Raw genomic sequence first — 15,624 nt, 5'->3', positions numbered from 1 at the left:
GGCCCGGCCGGTCGATCAGATGCCGGCCAGCACGCGCAGGTGCGCGACGACGCTGCGCCCGAGCGCGGACAGGTTGTAGCCACCTTCGAGGCAGCTCACGATGCGGCCCTGCGCATGACGGCGCGCGACGTCGACGATCTGCGCGGTCAGCCATTCGAAGTCGGCCTCGACGAGGCCGAGGTTGCCGATGTCGTCCTCGCGATGCGCATCGAAGCCGGCCGACACGAACAGCATCTGCGGCTTGAACGCGTCGAGACGCGGCAGCCAGAACATGTCGACGGCTTCGCGGATCGCCATCCCGTTGCTGCGCGCGGGCATCGGCAGGTTGACCATGTTCGGCGCCTGGTGATCGACGCCCGAGAACGGGTACAACGGATGCTGGAAGAAGCTGCACATCAGCACGCGCTCGTCGTTCGCGAACGCAGCCTCGGTGCCGTTGCCGTGGTGCACGTCGAAATCGATGATCGCGACACGCTCGAGACCGTGTACGTCGAGCGCATGCCGCGCGGCGATCGCGACGTTGTTGAAGAAGCAGAAACCCATCGCACGCGCGGGCTCCGCATGGTGGCCGGGCGGACGGACGCCGCAGAATGCATTCGCGTAGCGGCCTTCGATCACCGCGTCGGTCGCCGCGATCGCGGCGCCGGCCGCACGCAGTGCCGCGCGCCACGTATCGCGGTTCATCAGCGTATCGGGATCGATCTCGACGTAGCCGTCGACCGGCGTCATGCTCCGGATGTAGTCGATGTGCGCCTGCGTATGCACACGGCCCAGCGCCACTTCGCTCGCGAACGGCGCGGTTTCGTGCACGATCAGGTCATCGATGCGGCTCGCAATCAGTTGATCCTGGATCGCCGACAATCGGGCCGGGCATTCCGGATGCCATTCCCCCATCTCGTGCAGCATGCAGTCGGGGTGCGTATAGAAAGCGGTTGCCATAAGCTGTCATCGGCAGCGCGCGGTGCGCCGCAGGTCTCCATCAATGATGTCCATCGTCTGCCGCGAATTCGCCGCTAACTTACCACAACGGGGGCCCGCTTCGCCCCGACGCGCCAGATGCGCAGGTATACTGCGCCGAACACAATCGCCCTGTCCGCCCGCTTCGACATGAATTCCAGCAAGCCTGCCGCCCTTCTCTCCGCGCTGTTCCGTGTTCGCGGCCCGCTCGTTGCCGCCGCCGTCGTCGCGGCCCTCGGCGCCACGCCCGCCGGCGCGCAGACGCAACCCGCGAAGTCCGCCGGCAAGCTCGTCGCGCAGGCACAGCCCCAGCAGCCGTCGCCGCCGGGCCAGACCTTCGAAGAGGAAATCGTTCCGCAGCGTTACGCGAACAACGCGAAGGTCGACGCGTTCATCGACGAAATGGTCAGCCGCAACGGCTTCGACTCCACGAGCCTGCATGCGCTGTTCTCGCGCATCAGCTATTCGGCGACGGCCGTCAAGCTCGTGAAGCCCGCCGCGTCGCCGACGGTCAAGAACTGGCGCGTTTATCGCTCGCGCTTCATCGAGCCGATTCGCATCAACGCGGGCGTGAAATTCTGGAAAGCGAACCAGGCAACGCTGCAGCGCGCCTCCGCGGAATTCGGCGTGCCGCCCGAGGTGATCGTCGGCATCATCGGCGTCGAGACGATCTACGGCCGCTACATGGGCAATTTCCGCGTGCTCGACGCGCTGACGACGCTCACGTTCGATTACCCGGACACGCCGAATCGCGACAGCCGCCAGGCGACGTTCCGCAAGAACCTCGAGGATTTCCTGGTCTGGACTCGCGACAACCAGCTCGATCCGACCACCGTGCTCGGTTCGTATACGGGCGCAATCGGGATTCCGCAGTTCCTGCCGAGCAGCATCCGCGAATATGCGGTCGACTTCGACGGCACGGGCCATGTCGATCTGCGCAGCAGCCCGGTCGACGCGATCGGCAGCGTCGCGAACTACCTGAAGCAGCACGGCTGGGAAACCGATCGTCCGGTGGTCTGGCAGATCACGCCCGATACGGGCAGCCTGGGCATCGCACAAGCCGCCGCCGACGGCCAGCCCGAACCGCACTGGGCACTGTCGCAGCTGCTGCGCGCGGGCATGACGCTGAACGAGCCGACGGTCAACATCACCACCGAAGCCGGCACGCCCGTGACCGTGGTCGACCTGCCGTCGCCGGGGCGCGCGACGGAATACATGCTCGGTCTCAAGAATTTCTACGTGCTGACGCGCTACAACCGCAGTTTCTTCTACGCACTCACCGTGTACCAGCTCGGCGAAGCCGTGAAGGCGCAGATGGAAGCGAGCGGCGCACTGAGCCCGGCCGACGCCGACGCGCAGTCGCAGTAAGCACCGCCCGCCCAAAGAAAAAACGCCGCTCATGCGGCGTTTTTTTATCGCATGCGCGACGCATGCAAACCCGCGCTCACGCGGGGAACACACCCGTGGACAGGTAACGGTCGCCGCGATCGCAGATGATGAACACGATCGTCGCATTCTCGACCTGACGCGCGATGCGCATCGCGACTTCGCACGCGCCGCCCGACGAAATGCCCGCGAAGATGCCTTCGACCGCCGCGAGCCGGCGCGCCATCGTTTCCGACGCGGCCTGGCTCACGCTCTCGACGCGGTCGACACGGCTGCGATCGAAGATCGTCGGCATGTACGCTTCCGGCCACTTGCGAATGCCCGGAATGCGCGAGCCGTCTTCCGGCTGCGCACCGACGATCTCGATCGCCGGATTCTGTTCCTTCAGGTAACGCGACGTGCCCATGATCGTGCCCGTCGTGCCCATGGCCGACACGAAGTGCGTGATGCGCCCTTCGGTATCGCGCCAGATTTCCGGGCCCGTCGCTTCGTAGTGCGCAATGGGATTGTCGGGGTTCGCGAACTGGTCGAGGATCACGCCCTTGCCTTCGCGCTGCATCTGGTCCGCGAGATCGCGCGCCAGTTCCATCCCGCCCTTCACGGGCGTCAGGACGATTTCGGCGCCATAAGCGGCCATGCTCTGACGGCGCTCGACCGACAGATCCTCCGGCATGATCAGCACCATCTTGTAGCCGCGGATCGCCGCGGCCATCGCCAGCGCGATGCCCGTGTTGCCGCTCGTCGCCTCGATCAGCGTATCGCCCGGCTTGATGCGCCCGCGCGCCTCGGCCTTGCTGATCATCGACAGCGCCGGGCGATCCTTCACGGAACCGGCCGGGTTGTTGCCTTCGAGCTTCGCGAGCACCACGTTGTTGCGCGCGCGAATCTCGTCGTCCGGCAAGCGGACCAGTTGCACGAGCGGCGTATTGCCGATCGTGTCTTCGATAGTTTTGTAAGCCATGGAGATACCGTGAGTGCGAGGCCGATCAATCGATCGATTGTAAACCAGCACCGTCGCTCGCGCCGGCAACCCCTTTGAGACGATGGAATACGCGTGCCGCGCGATGCGTAAGCGCCGCGCATGTAGTACGCACGCAAAAAACCCGCGGCATGCCGCGGGAAGCCGTCGCAACGACGGCGACTGAAGGAGCTCTGTGTCTGTCGCGCGCTGCGCGTTACTTCTGCGCGGTGCGGGCAGGCGCGGCGGCAGGCTTTGCTGCTGCCGGCTTGGCCGCGGCCGACGGGGCCGTGCCTGAGCCCGCCGCGCCTGACCCGGCCGCGCCTATCGTCAGCCCTTGCTGCTGAAGTCGCTCGACGGTATGGCCGCCCATGCCTTTCACGCGTGACGCGAGATCGTCCGCATTCCTGAACGGACCGCGTGCGCCGCGTTCGTCGAGAATCGCTTTCGCCCGCGCCGGGCCGATGCCCTTGATGCCGACGAGCGCATCCTCGTTCGCCGTGTTGACGTCGACGGCCGCCCAGGCCGACGCGATCGCGCCGAACATGGCCGCTGCGGCAAACCATTTCCTGATCATGTGCTGGATCTCCGATGAAAAACGGCCGGCGGCTGCCGACCGTGAGACCCAGTCTATCGATGCAACGCGTCCGCTTAAACCTGGCCGGACAGCCAACGGACGTAGCGGTCGACGCCTTCCTGCACGGTCAGGAACGGCGTGTCGTAGCCGGCCGCGCGCAGCTTCGTCTGGTCGGCCTGCGTGAAGCACTGGTACTTGCCGCGCAGCGCATCGGGAAACGGCACGTATTCGACCAGCCCCTGCTCGACCTGCTGCGCGAGCGTCAGCGGCGGCAGGTTGTCGAGCGCGCGCAGCGTGTTCACGACCGTCGACGCGATATCGTTGAACGGCTGAGCACGGCCCGTGCCGAGGTTGAAGATGCCCGATTTCTCCGGATGATCGAAGAAGAACAGGTTCACCTTCGTCACGTCCTCGACCGACACGAAATCGCGCGTCTGCTCGCCCGGCGCATAACCGTTGTACTCGCCGAACAGCTTCACCTTGCCTTCCGCGCGGAACTGGTTGAAGTTGTGGAACGCAACCGACGCCATGCGCCCCTTGTGCGTCTCGCGCGGGCCGTACACGTTGAAATAGCGGAAGCCGGCGATCTGGCTCTTCGCGGTCGGCAGCACGCGGCGAATCACCTGGTCGAACAGGAACTTCGAATAGCCGTAGACGTTCAGCGGCGCCTCGACCTCGCGCTCCTCGACGAATCGCGTCGAGCCGCCGTAGATCGCGGCCGACGATGCGTACAGGAACTGCGCGCCCTGTGCGAGGCATGCGTCGAGCACCGCGCGGCTGTAGCGGAAGTTGTTGTCCATCATGTAGCGGCCGTCGGTTTCCATCGTGTCCGAACAGGCGCCTTCGTGGAACACCGCGCGTACCTTGCCGAAATCGCCGCGCGCGAAGCGTTCGACGAATTCCGTCTTGTCGAGATAGTCGTCGATCTCGCAATCGACGAGATTGCGGAACTTGTCCGCGCGCGTCAGGTTGTCGACCGCGATGATGCGCGTCTCGCCGCGCTCGTTGAGCGCCTTGACGATGTTCGCGCCGATAAAACCGGCTGCGCCGGTGACGATGAGGGTCATGATCGTCCTGCCTGAAAAATGCGAGCCACTCGTGCGGCGCGCTCGTCGCGCCGCCGAATGCGCTCAGTGAAACAGTTCGTCGTAGTCCACCGTGGCCGTGCCGAGCTTGCCGACCACGATGCCTGCCGCGCGATTCGCGAGTACCACGGCATCGACCAGCGGTACGCCCGCGCCGAGCATCGTCGCGACCGTCGCGATCACGGTATCGCCCGCGCCCGACACGTCGAACACCTCGCGCGCGAGCGCCGGTGCATGCAGTTCGCCGGTGGCGGAAAAAAGCGTCATTCCCTCTTCCGAGCGCGTGAGCAGCAGCGCGTCGATGTCGAGTTCCGCACGCAGCTTCGCAACCCGCGCACGCAGATCGTCTTCCGACTTCCACTGCCCGACCACTTCGCGCAATTCCGCGCGATTCGGCGTGATCAGCGACGCGCCGCGATAGCGTGCCCAGTCGTCGCCCTTCGGGTCGACCAGAACGGACTTGCCGGCCGCACGCGCCTTCTCGATCATCGTCGTGACGTGCGTCAGGCCGCCTTTCGCGTAATCCGACATCAGCACGACGTCGTGCTGCGGCAGCAGCGCGTCGAAGCGCGCAAGCCCCGCGAGCAGCACTTCATGCGTCGGCATCGCCTCGAAGTCGACGCGCAGCAGTTGCTGCTGGCGCGCGAGCACACGCAGCTTGATCGTGGTCGGCAGCGCCGGGTCGCGCTCGAGATGAGGCGTCACGCCACTGCTGCCGAGCAGCTCGACGATCCGCTCGCCGGGTTCGTCGCAACCGACGACGCACAGCAACCCGGCCTGGCCGCCGAGCGTCACGGCATTGCGCGCGACGTTCGCCGCACCGCCGAGCCGCTCTTCCTGACGCTGCACATGCACGACCGGCACGGGCGCTTCCGGCGAAATGCGATCGACGTTGCCGAACCAGTAACGATCGAGCATCACGTCGCCGACGACAAGCACGCGCGAGCGCGCGAGCTGCGCGCGCGGCACCGGAACGACTTCGCGAAGAGTATTCATCGTAGGGTCAGCCACGGGAAGACGACTGGGGATCGACATACGGCCGTCCGATCGCGTAGTAGTCGATGCCCAGTTCGGCCATCGCGTCCGGCTCGTACAGGTTGCGCCCGTCGAAGATCACCGGCGCCTTCAGTTCGGCCTTCAGGCGCGTGAAATCGGGGCTCCGGAATTCCTTCCATTCGGTCACGATCACGAGCGCGTCCGCGCCCGTCACGGCGACGTCCTGCGTATCGACGAGATGCAGCCGCGCCAGCGCGTCCGGATTGCCGTCGAAATCCAGCGCGAACACGCGCCGCGCCTCGTCGACCGCGACCGGATCGTACGCGCGCACGGTCGCGCCGCGCTCGAGCAGCGCGGCGATCAGGCGGCGGCTCGGCGCCTCGCGCATGTCGTCGGTGTTCGGCTTGAACGCCAGACCCCAGACCGCGAACTCGCGGCCGGTGAGATCGGCGCCGAAGCGCTGCTCGATCTTGCCGATCAGCACGTCCTTCTGCGCATGGTTGGCCGCCTCGACGGCTTCCAGGATGCGCAGCGGCTGGCCGTTCTCGCCTGCGGTGCGGATCAGCGCCTGGACGTCCTTCGGGAAGCACGAGCCGCCATAGCCGACACCTGCGTACAGGAAATGGTAGCCAATGCGCGGATCGGAGCCGATTCCGCGGCGCACGGCCTCGATGTCGGCACCGACCTTGTCGGCGAGATTCGACATCTCGTTCATGAACGAGATACGCGTCGCAAGCATCGCATTCGCCGCATATTTCGCGAATTCGGCCGAACGCACGTCCATGTAGATCGTGCGTTCGTGGTTGCGGTTGAACGGCGCGTAAAGCTTCTTGATCTTCTCGCGCGCGATCGTGCCCGTCTCGTCGTCGTCGACGCCGATGATGATCCGGTCCGGACGCATGAAGTCCTCGACCGCGGCGCCTTCCTTCAGGAATTCCGGGTTCGACACGACCGAGAAGCGATGCGCGACGCTGCCCGCGAGCCCGCGAGCGGCAAGCGCTTCGTCGACCACGCCGCGCACGCGCTGCGCGGTGCCGACCGGCACCGTCGACTTGTCGACGATCACCTTGAAGCTCGTCATGTGGCGACCGATGTTGCGGGCGGCCTCGAGCACGTATTGCAGGTCGGCCGAGCCGTCCTCGTCGGGCGGCGTGCCGACCGCAATGAACTGAATCTCGCCGTGCGCGACGCTCGCCTCGATGTCGGTCGAGAAGCGCAACCGCCCCGCCGCGCGGTTACGCGCGATGATGTCCAGCAGCCCCGGTTCGTGAATCGGCATCCCGCCGTTGTTCAGGATGTCGATCTTGCGCGGATCGACGTCGAGACAGAAGACGTCGTGACCGATCTCCGCGAGGCATGCGCCCGTGACTAGACCGACGTAGCCGGTGCCGATGATGGTGATTTTCATAGATGTTCCGGTACTTCCCGGTAATTGACTAACTTGGCCGCCGGGACGAGCCCGGCGGCAACCGCAGCGCGTTGGCTCCGCGTGCCGGGATCAGCCCGGCATCGCAGGTTCGACGCGGCGCGGCGCATAGGTTTCCCAGCCGCTGCATCCGGGGCACTGCCAGTAGAAGAGGCGTGCCCGGAAACCGCAATTCTGGCACGTATACCGTGGCAGATTTTTCGTGCGCTGCTTGATCAGCGCACGCATCATTTCAAGTTCCTTACGGCGTGGCTCGTCAGCCGCCGCGATCTGCGCATCGAGCAGGTGCAGCATCCCCGACAGGTTCGGCGATTTCTCCATCTGCGTGCGTGCGAGCGTGTGCGCCGCGTCCTGGCCGCGCAACCCCGCAATGTGCTGATACGCGACGTCGAGCAGGTCGTTCGACGGATAGCGATCGACATACCCCATCAGCAGCTCGGCGCCTTCAACGTTCTTGCCGAGCGCGACATAGGCCTTCATCAGCTTGTCGGCGACGAGCGGCAGATACGCCGGGTTCTGCGCTTCGACGCGCTTCCAGTGCTCGATCGCGGCCGCGTGGTTGCCGTCCGCCTGCGCGGCATCGCCGGACAGGATCGTCGCGCGAACGTTCTGCGGGTTCACGGTCAGCGCGAGCTGCAGCTGTTCGGCCGCCGCGGCTGCGTTCTTGCGCTGCAGCGCGTCCTGCGCGAGCTCGCAGTGAAACTGCGCGATTTCAGCGCCGAGCGGTTTGTCGCTCATCGACTCGATGCGTTTCGCGGTATCGATCGACTTGTTCCAGTCCTTCTCGATCTCATAGATCGTCAGCAGCGCCCGCTGTGCGCCGAGCGCGTAGTCGCCGTCGGCGAGCTTGTGGAACGCCTCCTCGGCGCGATCGAGCAGGCCGGCCTTGAGGAAATCCTGGCCGAGCTCGTACAGCGCGTGGTCGCGCTCGTTGACCGGCAGGTCCGTGCGGCTCAGCAGGTTCTGGTGCACGCGAATCGCACGGTCGGTTTCGCCGCGACGGCGGAACAGGTTACCGAGTGCGAAGTGCAGCTCGACCGTCTCGGGATCGAGCTTGGCAACCTCGATGAATGCGTCGATCGCCTTGTCGGGTTGTTCGTTCAACAGAAAGTTCAGGCCGCGAAAATACGATCGCGGCAAGTTGGCGCTCTCCGACAGGAGATTCTTCAGGTCATAGCGTGACGCCGCCCAACCGAGCGCGAACGCGACCGGAATCGCGAGCAACCACCAGAAATCCAGATCCATGCGAAATATCGAAGCAGAGACGAAAACCGCGCGATTGTCGCGCGGCATCCGTGTTAAATGACGGGCGGCATCGGCGGCTGGTCGACGACGGTCGGCGTTTCGCGCGCCGCGCGCAGATCGCGCTTCAGGCGTCCGTTCTCGAGACGCAGGCGGAAGATCGAAGGCAGCGCGGACAGCAGGCCGGCCAGCAGCCCCACGGCGAAGAATGCCAGGCCGATCAGGATCAGCGGCGCTTGCCATGCGTAGCCGGCAACGAAATTCAGCGTCGCGGTTTGCGTATTGGCCAGCGCAAGCACCAGCAGCAGCACGAACACCAATACCCGGATCAGCCAGACGATAAACTTCATGAAACCCTCTCTTTGTTGAGGTTTGCCGCGGCGCGCGACTCCCCTTCGCCGCACCGAATCGACCCGTATTGTAAAGGAAGCGTTTCCGCGGCTGCGCACATCCTGCGCGCCCCGTTGCGCCGCGGTCGCCGAAAATGAAAAAAGCGCCCGCAAGGGGCGCTTTTCTTTTCAGCCTTCGCCGGACGGGTTCCGGTCAAACCGAACGACGCTCAACGCTCGTCGTCCGGATCGTCAGCCTTCAGCGGTTCACCGGCGCGGCCGTCGACGCGTTCGCGCAATTCCTTGCCAGGCTTGAAGTGCGGCACGAACTTCTCGGGCACCTGCACTTTCTCCCCCGACTTCGGGTTGCGTCCGACGCGTGCCGGGCGACGGTTGAGACCGAAGCTGCCGAAACCCCGAATTTCGATGCGGTGCCCTTTCGCCAGAGCGTCAGACATCGCATCGAGCATCGTTTTCACCGCGAAATCCGCATCCTTGAGGACAAGTTGCGGAAATCGCGATGCCAGCTGCGCGACCAACTCGGATTTGGTCATACTTCAGCAGACCTCGTGAGGCTTACTGGTTCTGGCCGTCGAGCTTCGCCTTCAGCAGCGCGCCGAGGTTGGTCGTACCGGTCGCAGCCGAGCTGGTGTCGGCTTGCAGGCCGCGGATCGCTTCCTGTTGCTCAGCCGAATCCTTCGCCTTGATCGACAGGTTGATGCCACGCGACTTGCGATCGATGTTGATCACCATCGCGTTGACCTTGTCGCCTTCCTTCAGCACGTTGCGTGCGTCTTCGACACGATCCTGCGCGATTTCCGACGCACGCAGGTAGCCTTCGACGTCGCCCGTCAGCGTCACGACCGCACCCTTCGCATCGACCGTCTTCACGACGCCGTCGACGATCGAGCCCTTGTCGTTCATTGCAACGTAGTTGCTGAACGGGTCGCCTTCGAGCTGCTTGATGCCGAGCGAAATACGCTCCTTCTCGACGTCGATACCGAGCACGATGGCTTCGACTTCGTCGCCCTTCTTGTACTTGCGAACGGCTTCTTCGCCGGTTTCGCTCCACGACAGGTCCGACAGGTGGACCAGGCCGTCGATGCCGCCCGGCAGACCGATGAACACGCCGAAGTCGGTGATCGACTTGATTGCGCCCGTGATCTTGTCGCCCTTCTTGAAGTTGCGGCTGAAGTCATCCCACGGATTCGGCTTGCACTGCTTCATGCCGAGGCTGATACGACGACGGTCTTCGTCGATCTCGAGGACCATGACTTCGACTTCGTCGCCCAGCTGGACAACCTTCGACGGCGCAACGTTCTTGTTGGTCCAGTCCATTTCCGACACGTGGACGAGGCCTTCGATGCCCGATTCCACTTCGACGAATGCGCCGTAGTCGGTGATGTTCGTGACCTTGCCGAACAGGCGCGTGCCCGACGGGTAACGGCGCGAGATGCCTTCCCACGGATCGTCGCCCAGTTGCTTGATGCCCAGCGAGACGCGGTTCTTCTCTTGGTCGAACTTGAGGATCTTCGCGGTGACTTCCTGGCCAACCGACAGGACTTCGCTCGGGTGACGCACACGACGCCATGCGATGTCGGTGATGTGCAGCAGGCCGTCGATGCCGCCGAGGTCGACGAACGCGCCGTAGTCGGTGATGTTCTTGACCACGCCGTTGACGATCGCGCCTTCCTTCAGCGTCTCGAGCAGCTTCGCGCGCTCTTCGCCTTGGGTTGCTTCGATCACTGCACGACGCGACAGCACGACGTTGTTACGCTTGCGATCGAGCTTGATCACGCGGAACTCGAGCGTCTTGCCTTCGTACGGGGTCGTGTCCTTGACCGGACGCGTGTCGACCAGCGAACCCGGCAGGAACGCGCGGATGCCGTTGACCATCACGGTCATGCCGCCCTTCACCTTGCCGGTGATCGTGCCGGTGACGAGTTCGTTGTTGTCGAGAGCCTTTTCCAGCGACAGCCACGATGCAAGGCGCTTCGCCTTGTCGCGCGACAGGATCGTGTCGCCGTAGCCGTTTTCGAGTGCGTCGATCGCGACGGACACGAAATCGCCCGACTGCACCTCAACCTCGCCCTGATCGTTCAGGAATTCCTCGATCGGAATGTAAGCCTCGGACTTGAGGCCTGCATTGACGACCACGAAGTTGTGGTCGACGCGCACGACTTCGGCGGAAATCACTTCGCCGGCGCGCATGTCTTGGCGGGTCAGCGACTCTTCGAACAGAGCCGCAAAGGATTCGGTATTCGGGGTGGAGGTTTGCAGGTCGGACATAAAAATCTGATAGTGCATGGATCGCTGTGCCACGCCGGCCGGAATGGCAGGCTGAAAGGGCCAGATCGAGGTCCACACGGGGTTAAGGGTTCGAAACACGCTCCGCGCTTACGGCGCGGAGCACCTACCGCTGCCCGCCGTTTCAGGCGGGCTGGCCGAGCGCCCGGTACCACTGCAGCACCTGGTCGACTGCTTCATCAACCGAAAGTGCCGACGTATCGAGCAGCTTGGCGTCTGCCGCGGGCTTCAGCGGCGCGGCCGCGCGATTGCTGTCGCGCGCATCACGTTCACGAAGATCCCGGAGCAAGTCATCTATATTAGCAGAAAAACCTTTTTGCATCAATTGCTTATGCCGTCTGGTCGCGCGGGCCTCTGCGCTGGCCGTCAGGAACACCTTCAGCACGGCGTCCGGGAAGATCACCGTCCCCATGTCGCGCCCGTCGGCAACGAGGCCCGGCGTCTTGCGGAACGCGCGCTGGCGCGCGACCAGCGCGGTACGCACCGGCCCGTGCACGGCAATGGCCGATGCGCGGTTGCCGACCGCCTCGGCGCGAATGTCGTTCGACACATCGACGCCGTCGAGCTGCGCGCAGCCTTCGCGGAACGTGATGTGGAGATCGTCGATCAGCTTCACGAGCGCGTCGATGTCCTCCGCCGCGATGCCGTAGCGCACGCTGGCGAGTGCCGCGAGGCGGTACAGCGCACCGCTGTCGAGCAAGTGGAAGCCGAGGTGCGCGGCGACGAGCGCCGCGACCGTGCCCTTGCCGGAAGCGGTCGGGCCGTCGATCGTGATGACGGGAGTCGGGTGAAAGGGTCGGGTCGATTTCATCGGAACAGTCGGGTCAGGCTTTGGCGAGCGCGGCGAAGCGGTCGAAATAGTCGGGGAACGTCTTGCCGACGCACTTCGGATCGTTGATCCGCACGGGCACGCCGCCCAGGCTGACGAGCGAGAAGCACATCGCCATCCGGTGATCGTCGTACGTGTCGATCGCCGCGTTCGGCGTGAGCTTTTCCGGCGGCGTGACGACGAGATAGTCGGGGCCTTCCTCGACGATCGCGCCGACCTTGCGCAGTTCGGTCGCCATCGCGGCGATGCGGTCGGTCTCCTTCACGCGCCAGCTCGCGATGTTGCGCAGCGTGCTCGTCCCGTTCGCGAACAGCGCCGCGACCGCGATGGTCATCGCCGCATCGGGGATCAGGTTGAAATCCATGTCGATCGGCTCGAGCTTGCCGTGGTCGTGGCCTATGCCGCGCACGTCGATCCAGTCGTCGCCCATCGTCACGTTCGCGCCCATCTGCATCAGCGCATTCGCGAAACCGACGTCGCCCTGGATGCTCGCGCGCCCCACGCCCTCAACGCGCAGCGGGCCGCCGCCAAGCGCACCGGCCGCGAGGAAGTACGAGGCCGACGACGCGTCGCCCTCGACCATGATCCGCCCCGGCGAGCGGTAGCGGACGCCGGCCGGCACGACGAAGCGCTGCCAGCCGTCGCGCTCGACCGTCACGCCGAAGCGCTCCATCAGCCGGATCGTGATGTCGATGTACGGCTTCGAGATCAGTTCGCCGTCGACCTCGACGACGGTCTTGCCGTCCTTCGCCTTCACGAGCGGCAGCGTCATCAGCAACGCGGTGAGGAACTGGCTCGACACGTCGCCGCGCACGCGGATCGGCGCGTCGACCGCGATCGTCGCGGGCTTGATCAGCAGCGGCGGGTAACCGTCATTCAGCTCGTAGTCGATCTGCGCGCCGATCTGCCGCAGGCCGTCGACGAGATCGCCGATCGGCCGCTCGTGCATGCGCGGCACGCCGTGCACGCGATACTCGCCGCCGTTCACCGCAAGCGCGGCGGTCAGCGGCCGCACGGCCGTGCCCGCGTTGCCGAGGAACAGGTCGGCCGTCTTCGCGGTGAACGCGCCGCGCGTGCCCGTGACGACACAGGTGTCGGCGTCGCGCGCGAGCTTCACGCCGAGCTTGCCGAGTGCATCGAGCATCACGCGCGTGTCGTCGGAGTCGAGCAGATTCGTGATCGTCGTTTCGCCTTCGGCAAGCGCCGCGAGCAGCAGCACGCGGTTCGAAATGCTCTTCGAGCCGGGCAGGCGCACGGTGCCCGATGCGCTGGAGTACGGGCCGAGATCGAGATAGTCCATGGGAATCGTCCTGTTATTTCTTGTCCGGTTCGGCAGCGGGCTTGCCGCCGCGCTCCTGCCATGCCTTGCGCGCGGCGCGCGAGCGCGTGAACACGGCTTCGAGCGCCGCGCCGTCGCCGGCGTCGATCGCCGCACGCAGCCGCGTGAGCACGCGCGTGTAGCCGTCGAGTTCGTCGAGCAGCGCCGCGCGGTTCGCGACGCACACGTCGCGCCACATCTCCGGGCTCGACGCGGCGATGCGCGTGAAATCGCGGAAACCGCCCGCCGCATACGAGAATTTCAGTTCCGCGTCCGCCTCGCCGAGGATCTGCTCGACGAGCGCAAACGACAGCACGTGCGGCAGATGGCTGATCGACGCAAACACGCGATCGTGCTGTTCGGTGCTCATCGTGCGCACGTCGGCGCCGGTCGCGCGCCACATCGCGTCGATTCGCGCGACCGATTCGGGCGCGTTCTCCGGCAGCGGGCACAGCACGACGTTGCGGCCGACGTACAGGTCGGGCAACGCGGCTTCGACGCCGCTCGACTCGCGACCGGCGATCGGGTGCCCCGGCACGAACTGCGCGATCCGCGCGCCGAGCGCTTCGCGCGCGGCCGCGACGACATCGGACTTGGTGCTGCCCGCATCGGTGACGATCGTCGCATCGGCGAGCCACGGCGCGATGCGCGCGAGCAGCGGCCCCGTCTGCGCGACAGGCGCGGCCAGCAGCACGAGATCGGCGCCGGCAAGCGCGTCGCGCAACTGCGCGTCGTCGTCGAGCGCCGCCGCGCGGTCGATCACGCCGAGCGACAGCGCGCGCTCGACCGATGCGCGTGAGCGGCCCACGCCGACGATCTCGCCCGCGCCGCCCGGCGCGCGCTCGCGCAGCGCGCGAGCCAGCGATCCGCCGATCAGGCCGACACCGAAAATGACCAGTTTGTTGAATGCAAAGCCTGACACGACAAGAGCCAAGTTACGCGCGCGGAACGACGCCCCGCACACGGAATTCCAGATTCCGGGCAACGGGCCCGCGCCCGGCGCAACCTGCACCGGGTGCTGCCCGAACCCGCCTTCGGCAGCGCCGTCCGGCCTGCCCTGCCCTGCCCGCCCGGCCGCGACGCCTGCGCATGCAGGCGACGGGCCGTCACGCATCAGCGTGCGCTCGGATACGAGCCGAGTATCTTCAGGAACGCGGCCTTCTGGCCGAGCTCCGCGAGCGCGGCCGCGACCGCCGCATCGTCCCGGTGCCCTTCGATGTCGATGTAGAAGTAGTACTCCCACGTGCCGACGCGCGCCGGACGCGACTCAAAGCGCGTCATCGACACGCCGTGCCGCGCAAGCGGTTCGAGCAGCTTGAATACGGCGCCCGGCTCGTTCTTCACCGAGACGATCAGCGACGTCTGGTCGTGACCGCTTGGCCCGGCCGGCTGCTTGCCGATGATCACGAAGCGCGTGCGGTTGTGCGGATCGTCCTGGATCAGCGAGAACGCGATCTGCAAGCCGTAGTGCGCGGCCGCGCGGTCGCCCGCGATCGCCGCGACGCTCGGATCGGCCGCCGCGAGACGCGCGGCCTCCGCGTTGCTCGCCACGGCCTGCCGCTCGAGCTGCGGCGCATTCGCCGCGAGCCACTGCTGGCATTGCGCAAGTGCCTGCGCATGCGCGCAGACGCGCTTCACGCCGTCGAGCGTGCCGCTTTGCGTGAGCAGGTTGTGATGGATAGGCAGCGCGAGTTCGCCGCTGATCAGCAGTTGCGTCTGCAGCAGCAGGTCGAGCGTGCGCGACACGGCCCCTTCGGTCGAATTCTCGACCGGCGCGATGCCGAACGCGGATGCGCCGGCCTCGACCGAGCGGAACACCTCGTCGATCGACGGGCACGGCAGCCCTTCGATCGACTGGCCGAAATACTCGAGCATCGCCTGCTCGCTGTACGTGCCGACCGGCCCGAGGAACGCGACGTGGATCGTCTGCTCGAGCGCGCGGCTCGCCGCCATGATCTCGCGCCAGATCGCGCTGATGTGCTCGCTCGCGAGCGGCCCCGCGCTCATGTCCTGCAGCCGCGCGATCACCTGCAGCTCGCGCTCCGGCCGGAACACCGGCGCGTTGAAATGCTTCTTGACCTCGCCCACCTCCAGCGCCACCGCGGCGCGCTGGTTCAGGAGCGCGATCAGCTGCGCGTCGATCGCGTCGATGCGATCGCGCAGCGGTTTCAGGCGGGAATTCAGTTCGTCGTCCATGCGTTTTGCCGTGCTGTT

At 65.7% G+C, this 15,624-nt stretch carries 15 protein-coding genes; 1 reads left to right on the top strand and 14 read right to left on the bottom strand.

Annotated features, from left to right (window positions below; genetic code table 11):
• Positions 1-15: 15 nt before the first annotated feature.
• Positions 16-939: a histone deacetylase family protein gene (locus tag H3H55_RS05180; RefSeq protein WP_011351344.1), complete on the bottom strand. Its 924-nt coding sequence runs from the start codon at positions 937-939 to the stop codon at positions 16-18.
• A 168-nt stretch (positions 940-1,107) separates the two neighbouring features.
• Between H3H55_RS05180 and mltB the strand changes: the two genes are divergently transcribed.
• The gene (gene mltB / locus H3H55_RS05175) at positions 1,108-2,325 is read left to right on the top strand and encodes a lytic murein transglycosylase B (protein ID WP_048249723.1); all 1,218 of its coding nucleotides are present in this window, start codon (positions 1,108-1,110) and stop codon (positions 2,323-2,325) included.
• Between the two features lie 76 nt (positions 2,326-2,401).
• Here mltB and cysM read toward each other — a convergent pair whose 3' ends face one another.
• The 13 genes from cysM to pheA form a co-directional block, all read right to left on the bottom strand.
• A complete protein-coding gene (gene cysM / locus H3H55_RS05170; protein ID WP_048249622.1) occupies positions 2,402-3,304 on the bottom strand; it encodes a cysteine synthase CysM in 903 nt (300 codons plus the stop codon).
• A gap of 214 nt (positions 3,305-3,518) precedes the next feature.
• A complete protein-coding gene (locus tag H3H55_RS05165; protein ID WP_129514011.1) occupies positions 3,519-3,878 on the bottom strand; it encodes a ComEA family DNA-binding protein in 360 nt (119 codons plus the stop codon).
• 74 nt (positions 3,879-3,952) lie between these two features.
• Complete coding sequence (gene rfaD / locus H3H55_RS05160; RefSeq protein WP_193097879.1) at positions 3,953-4,945, bottom strand: ADP-glyceromanno-heptose 6-epimerase; 993 nt, start codon at positions 4,943-4,945, stop codon at positions 3,953-3,955.
• Between the two features lie 63 nt (positions 4,946-5,008).
• Positions 5,009-5,959: a D-glycero-beta-D-manno-heptose-7-phosphate kinase gene (rfaE1, locus tag H3H55_RS05155; protein WP_051363294.1), complete on the bottom strand. Its 951-nt coding sequence runs from the start codon at positions 5,957-5,959 to the stop codon at positions 5,009-5,011.
• 7 nt (positions 5,960-5,966) lie between these two features.
• Positions 5,967-7,367, bottom strand: a complete 1,401-nt coding sequence (locus H3H55_RS05150; protein WP_193097878.1) for a UDP-glucose dehydrogenase family protein — start codon at positions 7,365-7,367, stop codon at positions 5,967-5,969.
• A 90-nt stretch (positions 7,368-7,457) separates the two neighbouring features.
• Positions 7,458-8,630 (bottom strand): lipopolysaccharide assembly protein LapB, encoded by a 1,173-nt coding sequence (gene lapB / locus H3H55_RS05145; protein ID WP_193097877.1) that lies wholly within the window; start codon positions 8,628-8,630, stop codon positions 7,458-7,460.
• Between the two features lie 53 nt (positions 8,631-8,683).
• Complete coding sequence (locus tag H3H55_RS05140) at positions 8,684-8,977, bottom strand: lipopolysaccharide assembly protein LapA domain-containing protein (RefSeq protein WP_048249627.1); 294 nt, start codon at positions 8,975-8,977, stop codon at positions 8,684-8,686.
• A 209-nt stretch (positions 8,978-9,186) separates the two neighbouring features.
• Complete coding sequence (locus tag H3H55_RS05135) at positions 9,187-9,510, bottom strand: integration host factor subunit beta (protein WP_006486894.1); 324 nt, start codon at positions 9,508-9,510, stop codon at positions 9,187-9,189.
• A gap of 22 nt (positions 9,511-9,532) precedes the next feature.
• The gene (gene rpsA / locus H3H55_RS05130) at positions 9,533-11,245 is read right to left on the bottom strand and encodes a 30S ribosomal protein S1 (protein ID WP_048249727.1); all 1,713 of its coding nucleotides are present in this window, start codon (positions 11,243-11,245) and stop codon (positions 9,533-9,535) included.
• Between the two features lie 142 nt (positions 11,246-11,387).
• Positions 11,388-12,074, bottom strand: a complete 687-nt coding sequence (gene cmk / locus H3H55_RS05125; RefSeq protein WP_006476573.1) for a (d)CMP kinase — start codon at positions 12,072-12,074, stop codon at positions 11,388-11,390.
• Positions 12,075-12,087: 13 nt separating this feature from the next.
• A complete protein-coding gene (aroA, locus tag H3H55_RS05120) occupies positions 12,088-13,392 on the bottom strand; it encodes a 3-phosphoshikimate 1-carboxyvinyltransferase (RefSeq protein WP_193097876.1) in 1,305 nt (434 codons plus the stop codon).
• A 13-nt stretch (positions 13,393-13,405) separates the two neighbouring features.
• Positions 13,406-14,332 (bottom strand): prephenate dehydrogenase, encoded by a 927-nt coding sequence (locus H3H55_RS05115; protein WP_193097875.1) that lies wholly within the window; start codon positions 14,330-14,332, stop codon positions 13,406-13,408.
• Positions 14,333-14,523: 191 nt separating this feature from the next.
• A complete protein-coding gene (gene pheA / locus H3H55_RS05110) occupies positions 14,524-15,606 on the bottom strand; it encodes a prephenate dehydratase (protein ID WP_193097874.1) in 1,083 nt (360 codons plus the stop codon).
• Between the last annotated feature and the right edge of the window lie 18 nt (positions 15,607-15,624).

Origin of the sequence: Burkholderia sp. Z1 (assembly GCF_014893795.1) — a bacterium.
Lineage (GTDB): Bacteria > Pseudomonadota > Gammaproteobacteria > Burkholderiales > Burkholderiaceae > Burkholderia > Burkholderia theae.
Note: the sequence above shows the minus strand (reverse complement) of the source record. Positions and strands in the feature narration are given on the sequence as shown.